13 protein-coding genes are annotated in these 17,313 nt (G+C 71.8%); 8 read left to right on the plus strand and 5 right to left on the minus strand.

Going from position 1 to position 17,313, the window contains the following annotated elements; translation table 11 throughout:
- Positions 1-5 precede the first annotated feature (5 nt).
- The 3 genes from KAF39_RS06535 to KAF39_RS06545 form a co-directional block, all read right to left on the minus strand.
- Positions 6-824, minus strand: coding sequence for an energy-coupling factor transporter transmembrane component T (locus tag KAF39_RS06535; protein WP_210676508.1), 819 nt, complete (start codon positions 822-824; stop codon positions 6-8).
- Positions 821-2,488, minus strand: coding sequence for an ABC transporter ATP-binding protein (locus KAF39_RS06540; RefSeq protein WP_210676509.1), 1,668 nt, complete (start codon positions 2,486-2,488; stop codon positions 821-823). Before KAF39_RS06540 ends, KAF39_RS06535 begins: the two co-directional genes overlap by 4 nt.
- Before the next feature lie 80 nt (positions 2,489-2,568).
- The gene (locus KAF39_RS06545; RefSeq protein ID WP_210676510.1) at positions 2,569-3,114 is read right to left on the minus strand and encodes an ECF transporter S component; all 546 of its coding nucleotides are present in this window, start codon (positions 3,112-3,114) and stop codon (positions 2,569-2,571) included.
- A 189-nt stretch (positions 3,115-3,303) separates the two neighbouring features.
- On the opposite strand from KAF39_RS06545, the gene KAF39_RS06550 reads away from it, so the two are divergent.
- The 7 genes from KAF39_RS06550 to KAF39_RS06580 all read left to right on the plus strand — a co-directional run bounded on the left by KAF39_RS06550 (position 3,304) and on the right by KAF39_RS06580 (position 13,149).
- Positions 3,304-6,486 (plus strand): S8 family peptidase, encoded by a 3,183-nt coding sequence (locus KAF39_RS06550; RefSeq protein WP_210676511.1) that lies wholly within the window; start codon positions 3,304-3,306, stop codon positions 6,484-6,486.
- A gap of 253 nt (positions 6,487-6,739) precedes the next feature.
- Positions 6,740-9,025, plus strand: coding sequence for a carbon starvation CstA family protein (locus tag KAF39_RS06555; protein ID WP_210676512.1), 2,286 nt, complete (start codon positions 6,740-6,742; stop codon positions 9,023-9,025).
- Position 9,026: 1 nt separating this feature from the next.
- Positions 9,027-9,272 (plus strand): YbdD/YjiX family protein, encoded by a 246-nt coding sequence (locus KAF39_RS06560; RefSeq protein WP_083391627.1) that lies wholly within the window; start codon positions 9,027-9,029, stop codon positions 9,270-9,272.
- A 145-nt stretch (positions 9,273-9,417) separates the two neighbouring features.
- Positions 9,418-10,599 (plus strand): sensor histidine kinase, encoded by a 1,182-nt coding sequence (locus KAF39_RS06565; RefSeq protein ID WP_210676513.1) that lies wholly within the window; start codon positions 9,418-9,420, stop codon positions 10,597-10,599.
- A gap of 8 nt (positions 10,600-10,607) precedes the next feature.
- Positions 10,608-11,324 (plus strand): LytTR family DNA-binding domain-containing protein, encoded by a 717-nt coding sequence (locus KAF39_RS06570; protein ID WP_210676514.1) that lies wholly within the window; start codon positions 10,608-10,610, stop codon positions 11,322-11,324.
- The gene (locus KAF39_RS06575) at positions 11,321-11,695 is read left to right on the plus strand and encodes a heavy metal transporter (RefSeq protein WP_210676515.1); all 375 of its coding nucleotides are present in this window, start codon (positions 11,321-11,323) and stop codon (positions 11,693-11,695) included. Before KAF39_RS06570 ends, KAF39_RS06575 begins: the two co-directional genes overlap by 4 nt.
- Positions 11,692-13,149, plus strand: coding sequence for a cation acetate symporter (locus KAF39_RS06580; protein ID WP_210676516.1), 1,458 nt, complete (start codon positions 11,692-11,694; stop codon positions 13,147-13,149). Before KAF39_RS06575 ends, KAF39_RS06580 begins: the two co-directional genes overlap by 4 nt.
- A gap of 678 nt (positions 13,150-13,827) precedes the next feature.
- On the opposite strand, the gene KAF39_RS06585 is transcribed toward KAF39_RS06580, so the two are convergent.
- Together KAF39_RS06585 and KAF39_RS06590 are read right to left on the minus strand one after the other, a co-directional pair.
- Positions 13,828-14,745 carry a pirin family protein gene (locus tag KAF39_RS06585; protein ID WP_210676517.1) on the minus strand — a complete coding sequence of 306 codons (918 nt, stop codon included), beginning with the start codon at positions 14,743-14,745 and terminating at the stop codon, positions 13,828-13,830.
- The gene (locus KAF39_RS06590; protein ID WP_210676518.1) at positions 14,742-15,110 is read right to left on the minus strand and encodes a GNAT family N-acetyltransferase; all 369 of its coding nucleotides are present in this window, start codon (positions 15,108-15,110) and stop codon (positions 14,742-14,744) included. Before KAF39_RS06590 ends, KAF39_RS06585 begins: the two co-directional genes overlap by 4 nt.
- Before the next feature lie 105 nt (positions 15,111-15,215).
- Here KAF39_RS06590 and recQ point away from each other — a divergent pair, with 105 nt between their 5' ends.
- A complete protein-coding gene (recQ, locus tag KAF39_RS06595; RefSeq protein WP_246878247.1) occupies positions 15,216-17,243 on the plus strand; it encodes a DNA helicase RecQ in 2,028 nt (675 codons plus the stop codon).
- Positions 17,244-17,313 lie beyond the last annotated feature (70 nt).

A 17,313-nucleotide genomic window follows, 5' to 3' on the forward strand; every position in this document is an offset into this window, starting at 1 on the left:
GCCTTTCAGGGGAGCTGCCAGGGGAAGAGGACGACGAAGATCACGGCCGACACGGCGAGCATGATCACGGTGAAGACGGTGTCCCTCGTCCGGAACGGCACGAGGTTGCGTTCGGTCCGGGTCGGATGCGCGCCGAACGCCCGCGAGTCCATCGCGAGCGCGACGCGCTCCGCATGCCGGATGGCGCCCGCGAGCAACGGGACGATGTAGCCCCACCCGCGCGCGATCCGGGCGAACGGACCGCGGCCGCCGTGGGAGCCGCGCACACGATGCGCGGCGCGGATCACGGACAGCTCGTGGCCGAACCGCGGGACGAAGCGGAACGCCGCCAGGGCCGTGTAGCCGATGCGGTACGGCACGCGCAGCTGCTGCACACTCGCGCGCACGAGGTCGGACCCGCTGGTGGTGAGGCCGCCGACGAGCGCGAGTGCGACGATGGCCCCGAGCCGCAGCGCCGTGGCGAATCCGATGCGCGGCGCGCCGCCGTAGAGGGTCCAGTCGCCGATCGTCACGACGGGGGTGGTGTCGGCGACCAGCGCCGCGTCGACCCACAGCGAGAAGCCGACGCCGATCGCGACCATGCCCACGGGCAGCCCGAGCAGGAGCAGCGCGAGCAGCCGTCCGGTGACCCGCGCGCCGACGAGGATCAGCGCGTACGCGAGCAGGAGGAACGCGGCCGGGGTGGCGAGGTCCCGCACGAAGACGAGCAGCAGCATCGCGGGGGCGAAGGCGGCCACCTTCGCCAGCGGATTCAGGCCGTACAGGAACTGCCGGCGGGAGGTGGCGGTCAGCGGCGCGTACGGATCGAGGGCGGGCATCGTCATGGTGCCGCCTCCCATCCGAGCGGCGCGAGCGCGCGCTGGAGGGCGGGCGCCCGCAGCCCCGCCGCGGCGAGGAGCCCGGGATCGGCGAACAGGTCGGCCGTGCGACCGGACGCGTGGACGCGGCCGCCGGCGAGGACGACGGTGTCCGTGCTGTGCTCGGCGACGAGCTGCAGGTCGTGGGTGACGATGACGATCGTCGTGCCGTCCGCCCGCAGGTTCTCCAGCAGCTCGAGGAGTTCGGCGGCCCGCGCCCGATCCTGCCCGAACGTGGGCTCGTCGAGGGCGAGCACCGGCGGCCGCGTGAGGAGGGCCGTGCCGACGGAGAGCCGCCGCTTCTCCCCGCCGGAGAGGAGGAACGGGTGCACGCCGGCCTTGTGCGCCAGCCCGAACCGTTCGAGCATCTCGGCCACGCGCGCGGCCACCTCATCCTCCGGCACGCGACGCAGCCGGAGCCCGTGGGCGAGCTCGTCGAACACCGTCGCCGCGATGAACTGGTGCTCCGGGTTCTGGAACACGAACCCGATGCGCGTCGCGAGATCGCGGGGGGAGGCGAGGCCCGGGTCGATGCCGGCGACGGAGACCCGGCCCTTCGGCGGCGGCACGACACCGGCGAGCGCCTGGATGAGGGTGGTCTTGCCCGCGCCGTTGGCTCCGACGATCGCGGTGAGGCTGCCCGCCGCGATGTCGAGGTCGATCCCGTGCAGGATCTCGGTGCGGCGCCGCGTGACGGTGAGACCACGCGCCCGGATGATCGGCTCCCGGTCGGCGGGCGCAGGCGGCGGCTCGGGGGTCGTCGCCGGTGCGGCCGGGCGTGGTGGCAGGGCGGCGGCGAGGGCCTCGGGGGTGAGCGGCAGCGGGTCGAGGGGCACGCCGCGGTCGCGCAGGCGCAGGGCGGCGAGGGTGGCGGCGGGCAGCCACACCCCCATCGCGACGAGCTCGTCGGCGTGGGTGCGGATGATCTCCGCGGCGGGCCCGTCGAAGGCCACCCGCCCCTCCCGGTCGAGCACGACGGTGCGGGTGACGAAGCGCATCGCGGCGTCGAGGTTGTGCTCGACGAGGAGGATGCCGCGGTCGCCCGCCGCCACGACGTCGGTCAGGGCGGCGTACACGTCGTCGATGCCCTGCGGGTCGAGATTGGCGGTCGGCTCGTCCAGCACGATCAGCGGTGAGCCCATCGCGAGCGCGCAGGCGATGGCGAGGCGCTGCCGCCCGCCGCCGGAGAGGTGGTCGGGGTTGTCGGAGCGGCGCTCCCACAGGCCGACGCGCTGCAGGGCGTCCTCGACGCGGGCGCGCACGGTGTCGAGGGGGAGGAGGAGGTTCTCGGGCCCGAAGGCGACCTCGTCGTACACCGTCCCCGTGACGATCTGGGCGTCGGGGTCCTGGAAGACCATCGCGACGTGCGTGCTGAGCGTCGCGGTGTGTGCGGCGGTGGTGTCGACGCCCCCGGCTTCGACCGTGCCGGTCATCGCCGCGGGCAGCGCGTGCGGGATGAGGCCGTTGAGGGCGAGGGTGAGCGTCGACTTCCCGGAGCCGGAGGGGCCGAGCAGGAGCACGACCTCGCCCGGGTGGATGTCGAAGGTCACGTCACGCGGAGACGGGTGCGCGGCGTCCGCGTGGGTGAGGGTCAGCTCGCGCACGCGGAGGAGGGGTGCGGATGGGCGCACGGCACGTCCCTGGATCGACGGTGGGTGTGCCTCTAACTTAGCTGAGCCTTACCTGCGTCACCAGAACGCCGTGGTCGCGATCAGCGGCGGACGACGCCGGCGGTGCGCAGCGCGGAGCCGATGGCGAGGCCGATCGCGGTCCAGGCCACCGGGCCCAGGACGGAGATCGTCAGGTACAGCAGCTGGGCCCACAGCGGCATGACCGCGAGGTTCGCGGCGAAGAACACCACGACCGCGACCACGATGCCGATGACGACCGCCGAGACGAAGAAGCGCCACGCGCCCCACGACCGGTAGCGGGTGAGGGCGGCGACGCCCTCCTGGATGAGACCGAACAGCAGGGCCGTGCCGACGAATCGCAGCGACCAGGCCGGGTTGAACGCGCTCGCGATGAGGGCCGCGAACACGTGCGTGATGAGGGCCACGAACGGCAGCCGCAGCACCTCCTGCGCGATGATGCCCGGGAGGACGTGCGAGCCGAGCACGAGGCCGTAGAGGAACAGCAGCGGACTCGCGAGCAGGACGGGCGTGACCCATCCGGCGATGCCGCCGAGGATGCCCGTGGCGACGCCGATCGCTGCGCAGATGAGCAGCACTCTGGTCGACAGGACGGAGGAGCGGGCCACCCTTCCAGCTTACTGGCGACCTTCGCCGGGTGCGGCCGCCGCCGACCCTGACCGATCGGCGCGACCGGATGCGACCATCGTTCAGTTCTCGTTCCGGCGCCGATGAGCGGGGCTATCGTGATCCGCGGTGCGGCAAGGACGCCGCACCGTGATCATCGGGAGTGAAAGATGGGTCGAACACCCCTCCGGATGACAGCGGCCGCCACCCTGGCCACGCTGTTCATCGCGTCGACGGCAACCGCAGGCTTCGCAACGACCGGGGAGGTGACGCATCCCGTTCCGGTCGGCGGCACCCCCGGGCACTACATCGTGATCATGAAAGCCGATCCCCTCGCCAGCTACGAAGGCGACGTCAAGGGACTCAAGGCGACGAAGCCCGACGAGGGCGAGCAGCTCGAGACGCAGTCGCAGGACGCGCAGCGCTACGTCAAGCACCTCGAGTCCGAGCAGTCCACCCTCATCAACGACGTCGGCGTCACGCCGGACACGACCTACCAGGTCGTGCTCAACGGATTCAGCGCCGACCTCTCGGGCGAGCAGGTGGACCAGCTCCGCGCCTCGAAGGACGTCCTCGGGGTGTATCCCGACGAGATCCGTCACCCCGATGCGCAGACCTCCACCGACTACCTCGGCCTCGGCGACGACCGCAAGGGCCGCGGCGGGGTGTGGCAGCAGACCGGAGGAGTGAAGAAGGCCGGCGAGGGCGTCGTGGTCGGCGTGATCGACACCGGCATCGCTCCCGAGCACCCCTCGTTCGCGGGCAAGAAGCTCAAGCAGCAGAAGAAGCAGAACAGCCGGCACAAGGGCACCGACCCGTATACCGACGGCACCTACGTGTACTTCGACAAGTCCGACGGCGGGCAGTTCCGTGCCGCGATGGTCGAGGGCCAGGACTGGGACGAGCGGGACTATTCGACCAAGCTCATCGGCGGACAGTACTTCTTCACGGGAGCCCGGGCCGCCGGGTTCGACTTCCAGCACGACTACCTGTCGCCGCGCGACGGCGACGGCCACGGCTCGCACACGGCGAGCACCGCCGCCGGCAACTTCGGAGTGGACGCCGCGGTGGAGGGCGTCGACTTCGGGACGATCTCGGGCGTCGCCCCCGGCGCGAAGGTCGCGGCCTACAAGGCCTGCTACGTCGGGCCGGACACGACCGTGACCACCGATGACATCTGCGCGCTGAGCGACCTCGTGGCCGCGATCGACCAGGCCGTCGCCGACGGCGTCGACGTGATCAACTACTCGATCGGCGGCGGCGCCGCGAGCACCGTGATGGCTCCGGAGGACCTGGCGTTCCTCAACGCCGCCGCCGCCGGCGTCTTCGTCGCGACCAGTGCCGGCAACGACGGCCCCGATCCGGTCACCGCCGACCACGCGTCGCCGTGGTACACGACGGTCGCCGCCTCCACCATCCCGACGTGGGAGGGGACCGTGCAGTTCGACGGCTTCGCGCAGGCCGGGGCCTCGGTGAGCGTGCCGTTCGGCGAGAGCGTCTCTGGGCCCTCCATCGCCGCGGTGGATGCCGCCGCGCCCGGTGCGGCGGATGCGCAGCTGTGCCTGCCGGGCACGCTCGATCCGGCGAAGGTCGCCGGACACATCGTCGTCTGCGACCGCGGCGGCAACGCCCGCGCCGAGAAGTCCCAGGTCGTGAAGGACGCCGGGGGCATCGGCATGGTGCTGGTGAACGTGCCCGGTGGTGCGGACTCCCTCGACAACGACTTCCACGCGGTGCCGACCGTGCACCTGAACGCCGTGCACCGGGAAGCCGTGCTCGCGTACGTGCAGGGCGGCGTCGATCGGCCGATCACCCTCGTGGGCGAGAACACCACCGGTGTGACCACGCCGACGCCGCAGATCGCGGGCTTCTCGAGCCGAGGGCCGGTCCTGGCCGACGGCACAGACGTCCTCAAGCCGGACATCGCCGCTCCGGGCGTCGCGATCCTCGCCGCGACGCACAACGCGCCGGGCGAGGACCCGACCTTCGGAATCCTCTCCGGGACGTCGATGGCCTCCCCGCACATCGCCGGCCTCGGCGCGCTGTACCTGGGGGAGCACCCGCGGGCCACCCCGGCGGAGATCCGGTCGGCCCTGATGACCACCGCGTACGACACCGTGCTCCCCGACGGCTCGAAGAACACGAACCCGTTCGAGCAGGGTGCCGGACAGGTCGACGCGACGCGCTACCTGAACCCCGGGCTGCTGTACCTCAACGGCTTCAAGGACTGGGCGGCGTTCCTCGACGGGAAGGGGCTGTCGGACTTCCCCGGCATCGACCCCATCGACGGCAGCGACCTGAACCAGGCGTCGATCTCGATCGGCTCCCTGGCCAGCGCGCAGACCGTCACCCGCACCGTCACGTCGACCGAGAAGGGCGTGTTCACCGCGAAGGCGTCCGTCCCTGGTGTGAACGTCACCGTCACTCCGTCTCAGCTCGCCTTCGACAAGCCGGGGCAGACGAAGACCTTCACGGTCACGTTCGACAGCACCACCGCGCCGGTCGAGCAGTGGGCCACGGGTTCGCTCACCTGGACGAGCAAGAAGAACACGGTGCGCTCGCCGATCGCGGTGTTCCCGGTCACGGCGGATGCCCCGGCCGAGGTCACCGGCAGCGGCGTCGACGGCAGCACGACGGTGGACATCGTCCCCGGCCTCGACGGCGACCTGGCGCTGGGCGTCTCCGGTCTCACCCCGTTCCAGCTGCTCAGCGACCCGGACAACCCGGTCGAGGGGCACTCCGGGAACGAGAACTCGGGCGACGCGAACAAGGACGTGTCCTGGATCGTCGACGTGCCGGAGGGCGCCACGCTCTCCCGGTTCGACCTCGACTCCTCGGACGACGAGGGCAGCGATCTCGACCTCACCGTCTACCGGGTCGTGAGCCCCGACGACCTGCGCTATTACGAGCGCTGGCAGTCGGCGACGGGCTCGGCCGACGAGCAGGTGACGATCCCCGCACCGACCGCCGGCACGTACCTGGTCGTGGCGAACGTGTACGCGACCACCGGGCCGATGACGTGGGACATGACCTACGCCACCGTGCTCCCGGACGGGGAGGGGGCGTTCACCGCCACGCCGAATCCGATCGCCGCGGTCCGCGGGGAGAAGACGAGCTACGAGCTGAGCTGGTCCGGCCTGACCGCCGGCACCCGCTACCTCGGACTCGTCCAGTACGGCGACTCGGCTGTGCGCACCGTGGTGACGGTCACGACACCCGCGGCCGTCGCCCCGGCCCCCGCGCCGACCCCGGACCCGACCCCGGATCCGGATCCGACGCCGACTCCGACCCCGGACCCGACTCCGGCCCCGACGCCGGATCCGGCTCCGATCCCGGACCCGACCCCGACCCCGGAGGCCGACACCGCCGGCTGATCCCGGAACGGATGCACGACACGGTCACGGCCGCACGAGGGAATCCCTCGTGCGGCCGTGCCGTCGTCTCCAGGTCGTGCAACCGTGCCGACGTGCCGTCGTCTCCAGGTCGTGCAGCCGTGCCGACGTGCGGGCGGTCCGTTCGTCGCACGACCGCCGCCGCTCGTCGCAACGTCCCCCGATCCGGGCGCGACGGCGGGGCGCACTCCCTACCGTGGGGAGACGCAATGATGCGCCCCCAGAGGAGAACCCCATGACCGCACCTTCGTCGCGCCGCCGCGACGGCGCCGGACTCGTCGACGACGAGCCCGTCATCGAGACCGACCCGAACCTCCCACCCGTCGCCCTCTCCGCGGAGCACGAGGCGAAGAGCCGCCGCTGGACCCTGCCGAAGATCCTGCTGTGGACGGCCATCGCCCTCCTCGGCGGTGTCGCCTGGGTGATGCTCGCCATCGTGCGCGGCGAGACCGTGAACGCGATCTGGTTCGTGTTCGCCGCCGTCTGCACCTACCTGATCGGCTACCGCTTCTACTCCAAGGTCATCGAGCGGTACATCACCCGCCCCGACGACCGCCGCGCCACGCCCGCGGAGGTGAAGCAGGACGGCAAGGACTACGTCCCCACCGACCGGCGGGTGCTCTACGGACACCACTTCGCCGCCATCGCCGGCGCCGGACCGCTCGTGGGCCCCGTGCTCGCGGCGCAGATGGGCTACCTCCCCGGCACCATCTGGATCATCGTGGGCGTCGTGCTCGCGGGAGCCGTGCAGGACTACACGGTGCTCTTCTTCTCGATGCGGCGCGGCGGCCGGACCATCGGCCAGATGGCGCGGCAGGAGCTCGGCAAGATCGGCGGCACCGCGGCGATCATCGCCTCGCTGCTCATCATGCTCATCATCGTCGCGATCCTCGCGCTCGTCGTCGTCAACGCCCTCGGTGAGAGCCCGTGGGGCGTCTTCTCCGTCGCGATGACCATCCCGATCGCCCTCTTCATGGGCGTGTACCTCCGCTATCTGCGCCCCGGCAAGGTGACCGAGGTCTCGATCATCGGCTTCGTGCTGCTCATGGCCGCGATCATCGGCGGCGGCTGGGTGGCCGGCACCGAGTGGGGCCAGGCGATCTTCCACCTCGACCGCACCACGATCGCGTGGGGCATCATCGTCTACGGCTTCATCGCCGCGGTGCTGCCGGTCTGGCTGCTGCTCGCGCCCCGCGACTACCTCTCCACGTTCATGAAGATCGGCGTCATCGTGATGCTCGCCGGCGCGATCGTGCTCGTGCGTCCGGAGATCTCGGTCCCCGCGGTCAGCATCTTCGGTGAGAACGGCATGGGGCCGGTGTTCGCGGGTCCGCTCTTCCCGTTCCTCTTCGTCACCATCGCGTGCGGCGCGTTGTCCGGATTCCACGCGCTGATCGCGTCGGGCACCACGCCGAAGCTGGTGGAGAAGGAGCGCCAGACCCGCTTCATCGGGTACGGCGGCATGCTCATGGAGTCGTTCGTCGCGATCATGGCCCTCGTCGCCGCGATCTCGATCGACCAGGGCATCTACTTCGCCATGAACGCCCCGGCCGCCGCGACCGGCGGCACCGTGGAGGGCGCGGTCGCCTTCGTGAACTCGCTCGGCCTGACCGGGGTGAACCTCACCCCCGACATGCTCACCGGCACGGCGGCGGCGGTCGGCGAGGAGTCGATCGTCTCGCGTACCGGTGGTGCGCCGACACTCGCGCTCGGCCTCGCGCACATCATGCAGCAGGCCCTCGGCGGGCAAGCGCTCATGGCGTTCTGGTACCACTTCGCGATCATGTTCGAGGCCCTGTTCATCCTCACGGCGGTCGACGCCGGCACCCGGGTCGCGCGCTTCATGCTGCAGGACTCGATCGGCGCCTGGTTCCCGAAGTTCCGCGACGTCTCCTGGCGTCCCGGGGTGTGGATCTGCACCGCGATCATGGTGGCCGGCTGGGGAGCGATCCTCATCCTCGGCGTCACCGACCCGCTCGGCGGCATCAACACCTTCTTCCCGTTGTTCGGCATCGCGAACCAGCTGCTCGCGGCGATCGCGCTCGCCGTGGTGCTGGCCATCGTCGCCAAGCGCGGGCGCAGCTACTTCCGGTGGCTGTGGATCATCGCGCTGCCGCTCGCCTTCACCGCTGTGGTCACCATCACGGCATCGCTCTACAAGATCTTCTCGCCGGTGCCGGCGATCGGATACTGGGCGAACCACTTCCGCTACCTGGAGGCACTGAACTCCGGTGACACCGCGCTCGGCGAACCGGAGGTGCTGCAGGCCGTCATCCGCAACACCGCGGTGCAGGGAACGCTGTCGATCATCTTCGTGGTGCTCGCGATCATCGTCATCGTCATGGCTGTCATCGCGACGGTGAAGGCGATCCGCAACGGCGGCGGCGAGAACACGGAAGACCCGCCGGTGCCGTCGCGTCGCTTCGCCCCCGCCGGGTTCCTCCCCGACGCGGAGGAGCGCGAGCTGGAGAAGCAGTGGGAGCCGATCCTCGCCGAGGAGCGCGCGGCGGCGCGGCACTGAGATGACCCACGCGATGGATCGGACGGATGCCGCGACCTCCCCGCTGCGGGCGCTGTGGAGCGCCCTCGGCCGGGTCGGCCGCGGCATCCGCTGGTACATGACGACGCTGATGGGCGACACCGCGTACGCCACGTACGTCGCCCATCACCGGCGGCATCATCCGGACGAGGAGCCGCTGACGGAGCGGCAGTTCTGGCGTCAGCGGATGGACGACCAGGACCGCAATCCCGGTGCCCGCTGCTGCTGACCCTTCGACAGGCTCAGGGCCCCAAGGCGGGTCGCTGAGCCTGTCGAAGCACCGAGGTGGGTCGCTGAGCCTGTCGAAGCGTGGGTCGCTGAGCCTGTCGAAGCGTGGGTCGCTGAGCCTGTCGGCGCGTCCCTAGGCTGAGCGCATGAACGACGTCGTCCTCGCCGCGGTCCTCGGCGTGCTCGGCGGCATCGCCCTCACGGCGCTGCTGCTGCTCGCGCGGCGGTTCGCGCGCGGGTCGGCCGATCTCGGCAGTGAGGCGGAGCAGGGGGCGCTGCGGGCGCTGCACCAGGCGAGCCTCGCCGCGCCGCACCTGCGCGGCGGGCTGACCGGTCCGGATGCGGTGAAGGCCGCGCGGCACCTGCGGGTGCTGCTGGGCAGCGCGGCGGTCGCGATCGTCGGTCCGGACGACACGGTCACCCTCGACGGCGCGGCGGACGGGCTCGAATCCGCCGCCGTGCGCATCGCCGCCCAGGTGCGCGCGTCGGGGCGGCGTCAGGTGTTCCCGTCGCCCTCCCGGACGGACGACCTGGAGGCGGTCGGCGCGCCCATCCTCGTCGACGGGGAGACGGTCGGGGTGGTCGTCGCGTTCGCGTCCCCCGTGCGGGCCGCCCTCGTGCGGGCGGCGGAGGAGGTGGCCGACTGGTGTGCGGCGCAGGTCGCCCTCGGTGGGCTCGAGGCCTCGCGCACGCAGCTGGCGGAGGCGGAGCTGCGGGCCCTGCGCGCGCAGATCTCCCCGCACTTCATCTACAACGCGCTGACCGCGATCGCCTCGTTCATCACGACCGATCCCGACCGGGCGCGCGACCTCGTGCTCGAGTTCGCCGACTTCACCCGCTACTCGTTCCGCCGGCAGGGGGAGTTCACCACGCTGGCGGAGGAGCTGGGCAGCATCCACTCGTACCTGGAGCTGGAGCGGGCGCGGTTCGGCGACCGCCTGCGGGTGACGCTGCAGATCGCGCCGGAGACGCTCGCGACGGTCATCCCCTTCCTCTCGGTGCAGCCGCTCGTCGAGAACGCGGTACGGCACGGCCTGGAGCCGGGGGAGGGCGGCGGAGAGATCCGCATCACCTCCCGCGACGACGGCACGCACACCGAGATCCTCGTGGAGGACGACGGTGTCGGCATGGACCCGGAGGGCCTGCGCGCGCTGCTGACAGCGCGCGACGAGGGCGGGCACGTGGGCCTGCGGAACGTCGACACCCGGCTCCGCCAGGTCTATGGCAGCGGGGGCGGTCTGGTCGTCGAGACCAATGCGGGCGCGGGTACCCTGGTGCGCATGCGAGTCCCGAAATCGCAGCCCCTTCATGACCCGGACGACGACTGAGGAGCGGCATGATCGACGTCCTCGTCGCCGACGACGAGCAGCCGGCCCTCGATGAGCTCGTCCATCTGCTGCGCGCCGATCCGCGCATCGGCGAGATCCGCACCGCCGGCAACGGCGCCGATGCGCTCCGGATGCTGTCGGAGCGGGCGGTGCGCATCGCGTTCCTCGACATCCACATGCCGGGACTCCTCGGCACCGACCTCGCCCGCGCGCTCCTCGGGCTCGCAGAGCCGCCGGCGGTCGTGTTCGTCACCGCCGACGAGGCGCGCGCGGTCGAGGCGTTCGAGCTGCGCGCGGCGGACTACCTCCTGAAACCGGTCCGTCGGGAGCGCCTGCGCAGCGCCGTGGACCGGGTGATCGAGCAGGAGGCCGCGCCCCGCGGCGACGACGAGGTGCTGCCGGTGACCGTGGGCGCGTCCGTGCGGTTCGTCCGGCGCAGCGACGTGCGCTGGGTGCGCGCGCAGGGCGACTACGCGCGATTGCACACCGACGACGACGGACCGGGGCACCTCGTGCGCATCCCGATCTCGGAACTCGAGACGCGGTGGGCGCCCGCCGGGTTCCTGCGCATCCACCGGTCCACCCTCGTCCGGGTGGACGCGGTCACCGAGGCGCGGCTGTCGGGAGGGGAGCCCACGATCGTCGTCGGCACGGCGGTGCTGCCCGTGAGCAGACGGCTCGTCGCTGCCGTGCGGGAGGCCCTCGTGCGCGGGGAGGCCGGATGACCGAGGCGCCGAAGCGGGTGCGGGTCACCGCCGACGCGCCGCCGCGTCGCCCGGCGGCAGCGACGCGGGGGATCGCGCTGCCCGGCGCCCCGGTCGCGGAGGCCGACGCCGTCTACGCCCGGGCGCTGATGCGCAGTCAGCTCCGCCTCGCGCTCGGCACCGTCGCCGGGTTCGTCGTGGTCGTCGTCGCCCTGGCACTCGCGATCGCGCTGATCCCCGAGATCGACGCCGTGGTCATCGGCGGGCTCCCGCTGTCGTGGCTGCTGCAGGCGTTCGCGTTCTACCCCGTCATCCTCGTCTTCGCCGTGCTCTACGTGCGCACCGCCGTCCGCAACGAGCGCCGGTACCGCGCGCTCCGGGACCGCGAATGAACGCCGTGCTCGACCTCGTCGGCGTCGCCCTGGTCGTCATCGCCACGCTTCTCATCGGCGTGTACGGGCTGCGGGTGTCGCGGACGACGAGCGACTTCTTCGTCGCGTCGCGGACCGTCCGCCCGGTCTGGAACGCGTCGGCGATCAGCGGCGAATACCTGTCGGCGGGCACCTTCCTCGGACTCTCCGGGCTGGTGCTGCTGGACGGTGCCCGCGGCTTCTGGTTCCCCATCGGCTACGCCGCCGGCTACCTGCTCGTCCTCGTGTTCGTCGCCGCCCCCCTGCGCCGCAGCGGGGCGTACACGATCCCGGACTTCGTCGAAGCCCGCCTCGACTCGACGGCCGCGCGCCGGGTCACGAGCCTCGCGGTGCTCATCATCGGCTGGCTCTACATCGTGCCGCAGCTGCACGGCGCGGGCATCACGCTCGTGGTGGTGGCCGGACTGCCGGAGTGGGTGGGGGCGGTGACCATCGCGGTGCTCGTGGCGGCGGCGGTCGCCGCGGGCGGCATGCGGGCGATCACCTTCGTGCAGGCATTCCAGTACTGGCTCAAGCTGACCGCGCTGCTCGTGCCGGTGGTGTGCATCGCCTTCGCGCTGAGCGGCGGCCCGCACGACTTCGATCCCGCCCTCGTCTTCCCCGCCGAGGCCGGACCGTCCGGGTTCGACGCCTACGAGACCGCGTCGCTGCTGCTCGCGCTGCTCCTCGGCACGATGGGGCTGCCGCACGTCCTGGTGCGGTTCTACACGAGCCCGACCGGAGCGTCCGCGCGGCGGACCACCGTGATCGTCATCGCCATGGTGAGCGCGTTCTACGCCGTGTCGAGCGCGATGGGGCTGCTGGCGCGGATCGCCGCCCCCGACCTCGCGCAGCCGGGGATCGCCGACACCGTGGTGCTGCAGCTCCCGTCGCGGGTGTTCCCCGGACCGGCCGGCGAGCTGCTGACGGCCCTCATCGTCGCCGGGGCCTTCGCCGCGTTCCTGGCGACCTCGGCCGGACTCGTGGTCTCGCTCGCGGGGGTCATCAGCCAGGACGTCTTCTCCGGCTCCGTGCGCTCCTTCCGGCTGTCCGCGGTGCTGTGCGCACTCGTGCCGCTGGGGGTCGCGCTCCTCACGGTTCCGGCGGGACTCGTGTCGAGCGTGGGAGTGGTGTTCGTCGTGGCGGCGTCGACGCTCTCCCCCGTGGTGCTGCTGGGCGTGTGGTGGCGAGGCCTCACCGCGCGCGGGGCGGTCGCGGGCATGGTGAGCGGCGGCGTCGCGACCGGGCTCGCCCTGCTCGTGCACGCCGCCGTGGACGGGGTCGGCGTCGCCGCTCCGTACCTCGCGCAGCCCGCCGCCTGGACGATCCCGCTCGCGACGGCGGTCACGGTCGCCGTGTCGCTGCTCGACCCTCGCGGACCCTCGCCCCGCACGGACCGCTTCCTCGCCCGCGTGCACACCCCCGACCGCGCCTGACCCTCCTTCTTCTTTCCCCTCTCCTGTCCCTCTCCTGTCCCTGTCCCGGCCCCTGCGTCCCGGAGCAGGCGATCGCGCCAAGACAGGCGTGTGGCAGCCAAAAAAGCCTGTCGCAGCGCGAGTGCCTGAGAGCGCGGGCGTGTCCGGGTGGCCGGTTCAGAGGCGCTCCCGCGCGATGCCAGGCAGTCGCGCGGAAGCAGGCAGGCAGGACCGGGAGGGCTTGAACTGGCGGGATTGCCTGAACTGGCCGGGGTGCCTGAACTGGCGGGACGGCCTGAACTGGCCGGAGTGCCTGAACTAGTGGGATTGCCTGAACTGGCGGGATTGCGTGAGCTGGGCGGAAGAGCCTGTGGTGGCGGGATGGCCTGGGCTGGCGAGAGTGCCTGTGTCGGCGGGGCACGGCAACCCGCTCGCGGATGCAGGCAGTCTCGCGAGAACAGGCGAGGAAGACCAGGAGTGCCTGTGCTGGCGGAAGTGCCTGTGCTGGCGTGGCTGCCTGTTCGGGCGCGTCAGCGAGGTCGCGCGCGAGGGCAGGCAGTGGCGCGGGAGCAGGCGGGGACGACCAGGAGTGCCGGAACTGGCGGAAGTGCCTGTGTGGGCGGGAGTGCCTGAATCAGCGGGAGTGCCTGAATCAGCGGGAGTGCCTGAATCAGCGGGAGTGCCTGTCTGGGAGTGGGGTCAGAGGGTGCGACTGCGGGGCATCAGGCGCACGGGTGGGAGCGGCGGCGCGGGGATGCGCTGGTCGTGCCCCTCGACGACGCCGAACCGGGGGGATGCGGCCTCCCAGTCCTCGCGGGCGGTGGCGATCTCATCGTGGGAGCGCCCGGCGAAGTTCCACCACATGACGATCTCGTCCTCGAACGGCTCACCCCCGAGGAGGAACAGCAGCCCGCCTTCGCTGCTGGTGACCTCGACGCCGTCGCGGGAATCGCCGAGGTAGAGCATGTCGTTGCGGGCCATCGCGTGCTCGGGCACCGCGGCGTCGCCCTCGACGAGGAGGATCGCGTGCTCCCACTCCGGTCGCAGCGGCAGGCGCACGGTGGCTCCGGCGGGCACGACGATCTCCGCCCCGACGATCGGCGTGTGCACGGTGGCGGGCGAGTGCACTCCCGCGAACTCGCCGAGCACGACGGTGGCCGTGGCGTCCGGCCCGGTCACGGCCGGGAGGGTCGTCGTCGGCAGGTCGGTGTGCCGCTCGAAGCCGCCGTCGCCGTGGCGTGCGGACTCCGGGAGCACGACCCAGAACTGCAGCGCGTCGAGCGGAACGGAGCCGTCGCCGACGGAGTACTCCGAGTGCGAGATGCCGTTGCCGGCGGTCATGAGGTTGAGCTGTCCGCGCCGGAGGTCGGCGTCACTGCCCAGCGAATCACGGTGCCGGATCTCTCCGACGAGAGGCCAGGTCACGGTCTGCAGACCGATATGCGGGTGCGGCTCGACGCGCATCCGGGTCTCGGCCGGGCCGAAGCGGTCGAGGAAGCACCAGGCGCCGATGGTGGGGAGGTTGCGATGCGGCAGCACTCGCAGCACTTCCATGCCGCGCACACCGCCGAGCGGAACCGCCCGGGGCTCGAGGACGATCCGGCGCTGTCCGATCATTCCGCCCTGCCCGTGGGGTCCTCATCCGCGCCGGACGACTCCTCCTGCACCGGAGCGTCCGCGGTCGAGCCCGGGCGCTGCGGCCAGCGGATCTCGGCGCCGGGGATCTCGTGCGTCTCGAGGTACTTCGCGATGTACGGGCAGAGCGGCACGATCGCGTCGCCCGTCCCGGCGGCATCGGCCAGCGCTGCCGCGGCCAGCTTCCCGGCGAGTCCCTGGCCCTGGAAGGCCGGGTCGATCTCGGTGTGCAGGAAACGGATCGCGCCGGGGCGGGTGTCGTACTCGGCGAACCCGGCCAGCACCTCATCGGAGCGGATCTCGTAGCGGGAGGCCTCGTCGTTGCGGCTCACGGTGATGTCGGTCATCGGATGCTCCTTCCGGCGTCTGGAACCAACCTACGCCCGGGATCGGGGGTGCGGGGCTGTGGAGGTCGAGGTGCCGGTGTCGGCCGGGGTGATTACGCTGGAGGGATGCCGCAGACTCCCCGAGACCCGTACGACGGATGGGTCCGCGAGCCGGACGCGGCAGCCGACCAGCCCTGGGATGACGGGTGGGAGCCGGCCGAGCCGCCGGAGCCGATGGACTGGGAGCCGCAGGGCGCGGGATTCGAGCCGCCGCTGGACTGGGGCCCCGGGCCCGCCACCGCCGTGGCCCCGGCGCCGACCGTCCGTCGAGCCACACCGAGCCGGTACGCGACGGCCCGCGAGGCGCTGCACACCGTCTTCGGCTACGACGACTTCCGCGGCGACCAGGCCGCCATCGTCGAGCAGGTCATCGGCGGCGGCGACGCCGTCGTCTTGATGCCCACCGGCGGCGGGAAGAGCATCACCTATCAGGTGCCCGCGCTCGTGCGCGAAGGCACCGGACTGGTCATCAGCCCGCTCATCGCGCTCATGCACGACCAGGTCGACGCGCTGCGCGCCAACGGCGTGAAGGCCGCCTACCTCAACTCGACCCAGTCGATCGAGGAGCGCCGCGAGGTCGAGCGCGCCTACGTCGCCGGGGAGCTCGACCTCATCTACGTCGCTCCGGAGCGGCTGTCGAGCGCGCAGACGACCTCCCTCCTGCAGCGCGGCACGCTCAGTGTCATCGCGATCGACGAGGCGCACTGCGTGTCGCAGTGGGGCCACGACTTCCGGCCCGACTACCTCGCCCTCGGCGACCTGGGCGAGCGGTTCCCCGGCGTTCCCCGCATGGCCCTGACCGCGACGGCGACGCGGGCCACCCACAAGGAGCTCACCGAGCGTCTGCACCTCGACGCGGCGCAGCACTTCGTGGCGAGCTTCGACCGTCCGAATATCCAGTACCGGATCGTCCCGAAGATCGATCCCCGTAAGCAGCTCGTGCAGTTCATCCGGTCGCAGCCGGAGGGGGCGGCGGGCATCGTCTATGCGCTCAGCCGCAAGTCCGTCGAGCAGACGGCGACGTACCTGGCCGCGCAGGGTCTCGACGCGCTGCCGTACCACGCGGGGCTGCCCGCCGAGGTGCGGGCGGCGAACCAGTCGCGCTTCCTCCGTGAAGACGGCGTGGTGATGGTGGCGACCATCGCGTTCGGCATGGGCATCGACAAGCCCGACGTGCGTTTCGTCGCCCACATCGATCTGCCGAAGTCTGTCGAGGGCTACTACCAGGAGACCGGTCGCGCGGGCCGCGACGGGGAGCCGTCCGTGGCGTGGATGGCGTACGGGCTCGGCGACGTGGTGCAGCAGCGCCGGCTCATCGATCAGAGTCCCGGCGATCGCACGTTCAAGATGCGCATGGGGCAGCACCTCGACGCGATGCTCGCGCTGTGCGAGACGGTGGAGTGCCGCCGGCAGAACCTCCTCGGGTACTTCGGTCAGGACTCGCAGCCCTGCGGCAACTGCGACACCTGCCTCGACGACACGGCCACCTTCGACGGGCTCGTCCCCGCGCAGAAGCTGCTGTCCACGATCGTGCGGCTCAAACGCGAGCGCAATCAGGCGTTCGGGGCGGGCCACCTCATCGACATCCTCCGGGGCGCCTCGACCGAGCGCATCCGCCAGCAGCGGCACGACACCCTGGCGACCTACGGCATCGGCGCCGACCTCTCCGACCAGGACTGGCGGAGCGTGGTGCGCCAGCTGCTGGCCCGGGGCATCCTCATCGCGCAGGGCGACTACGGCACGCTCGCACCGGGCGAGGCGGCCGCCGGGGTGCTGCGCGGCGAGACCGCGGTGCCGCTCCGGAAAGACACGATCGGTCGCGCGTCGTCGCCGTCCCGTGCGCGGAAGGCGAGTGCCGCCGACGCGCTCGACGCCGGAGACCGGGAGCTGTTCGAGGCTTTGCGGGCCTGGCGCGCAGAGACCGCCAGGGAGCAGGGCGTCCCGGCGTACATCGTCTTCGGCGACGCCACGCTGCGCGCCCTCGCCGAGCATCGCCCGGCCTCGCTCGCCGACCTCGACGGCATCACCGGCATCGGCGCCAAGAAGCGCGAGGCCTACGGCGAGGGCGTCCTCGCCGTCATCGCCGCCTCCTGACTCCTCTCGCGCCGACCCACCCCCTTCCGTCCGAGCCACCCCTCTGCGGGCTCCCGCAAGGGGCCGGGAC

It is taken from the genome of Microbacterium sp. BLY (assembly GCF_017939615.1).
GTDB lineage: Bacteria > Actinomycetota > Actinomycetes > Actinomycetales > Microbacteriaceae > Microbacterium.

Coding starts and splice junctions, on each gene's coding strand:
- KAF39_RS06575 (WP_210676515.1), top strand. CDS start 11,321: ATGACCGAGGCGCCGAAGCGGGTGCGGGTCACCGCCGACGCGCCGCCG.
- KAF39_RS06570 (WP_210676514.1), top strand. CDS start 10,608: ATGATCGACGTCCTCGTCGCCGACGACGAGCAGCCGGCCCTCGATGAG.
- KAF39_RS06560 (WP_083391627.1), top strand. CDS start 9,027: ATGACCCACGCGATGGATCGGACGGATGCCGCGACCTCCCCGCTGCGG.
- KAF39_RS06580 (WP_210676516.1), top strand. CDS start 11,692: ATGAACGCCGTGCTCGACCTCGTCGGCGTCGCCCTGGTCGTCATCGCC.
- KAF39_RS06555 (WP_210676512.1), top strand. CDS start 6,740: ATGACCGCACCTTCGTCGCGCCGCCGCGACGGCGCCGGACTCGTCGAC.
- KAF39_RS06550 (WP_210676511.1), top strand. CDS start 3,304: ATGACAGCGGCCGCCACCCTGGCCACGCTGTTCATCGCGTCGACGGCA.
- KAF39_RS06565 (WP_210676513.1), top strand. CDS start 9,418: ATGAACGACGTCGTCCTCGCCGCGGTCCTCGGCGTGCTCGGCGGCATC.
- KAF39_RS06585 (WP_210676517.1), bottom strand. CDS start 14,745: ATGATCGGACAGCGCCGGATCGTCCTCGAGCCCCGGGCGGTTCCGCTC.
- recQ (WP_246878247.1), top strand. CDS start 15,216: ATGCCGCAGACTCCCCGAGACCCGTACGACGGATGGGTCCGCGAGCCG.
- KAF39_RS06535 (WP_210676508.1), bottom strand. CDS start 824: ATGACGATGCCCGCCCTCGATCCGTACGCGCCGCTGACCGCCACCTCC.
- KAF39_RS06590 (WP_210676518.1), bottom strand. CDS start 15,110: ATGACCGACATCACCGTGAGCCGCAACGACGAGGCCTCCCGCTACGAG.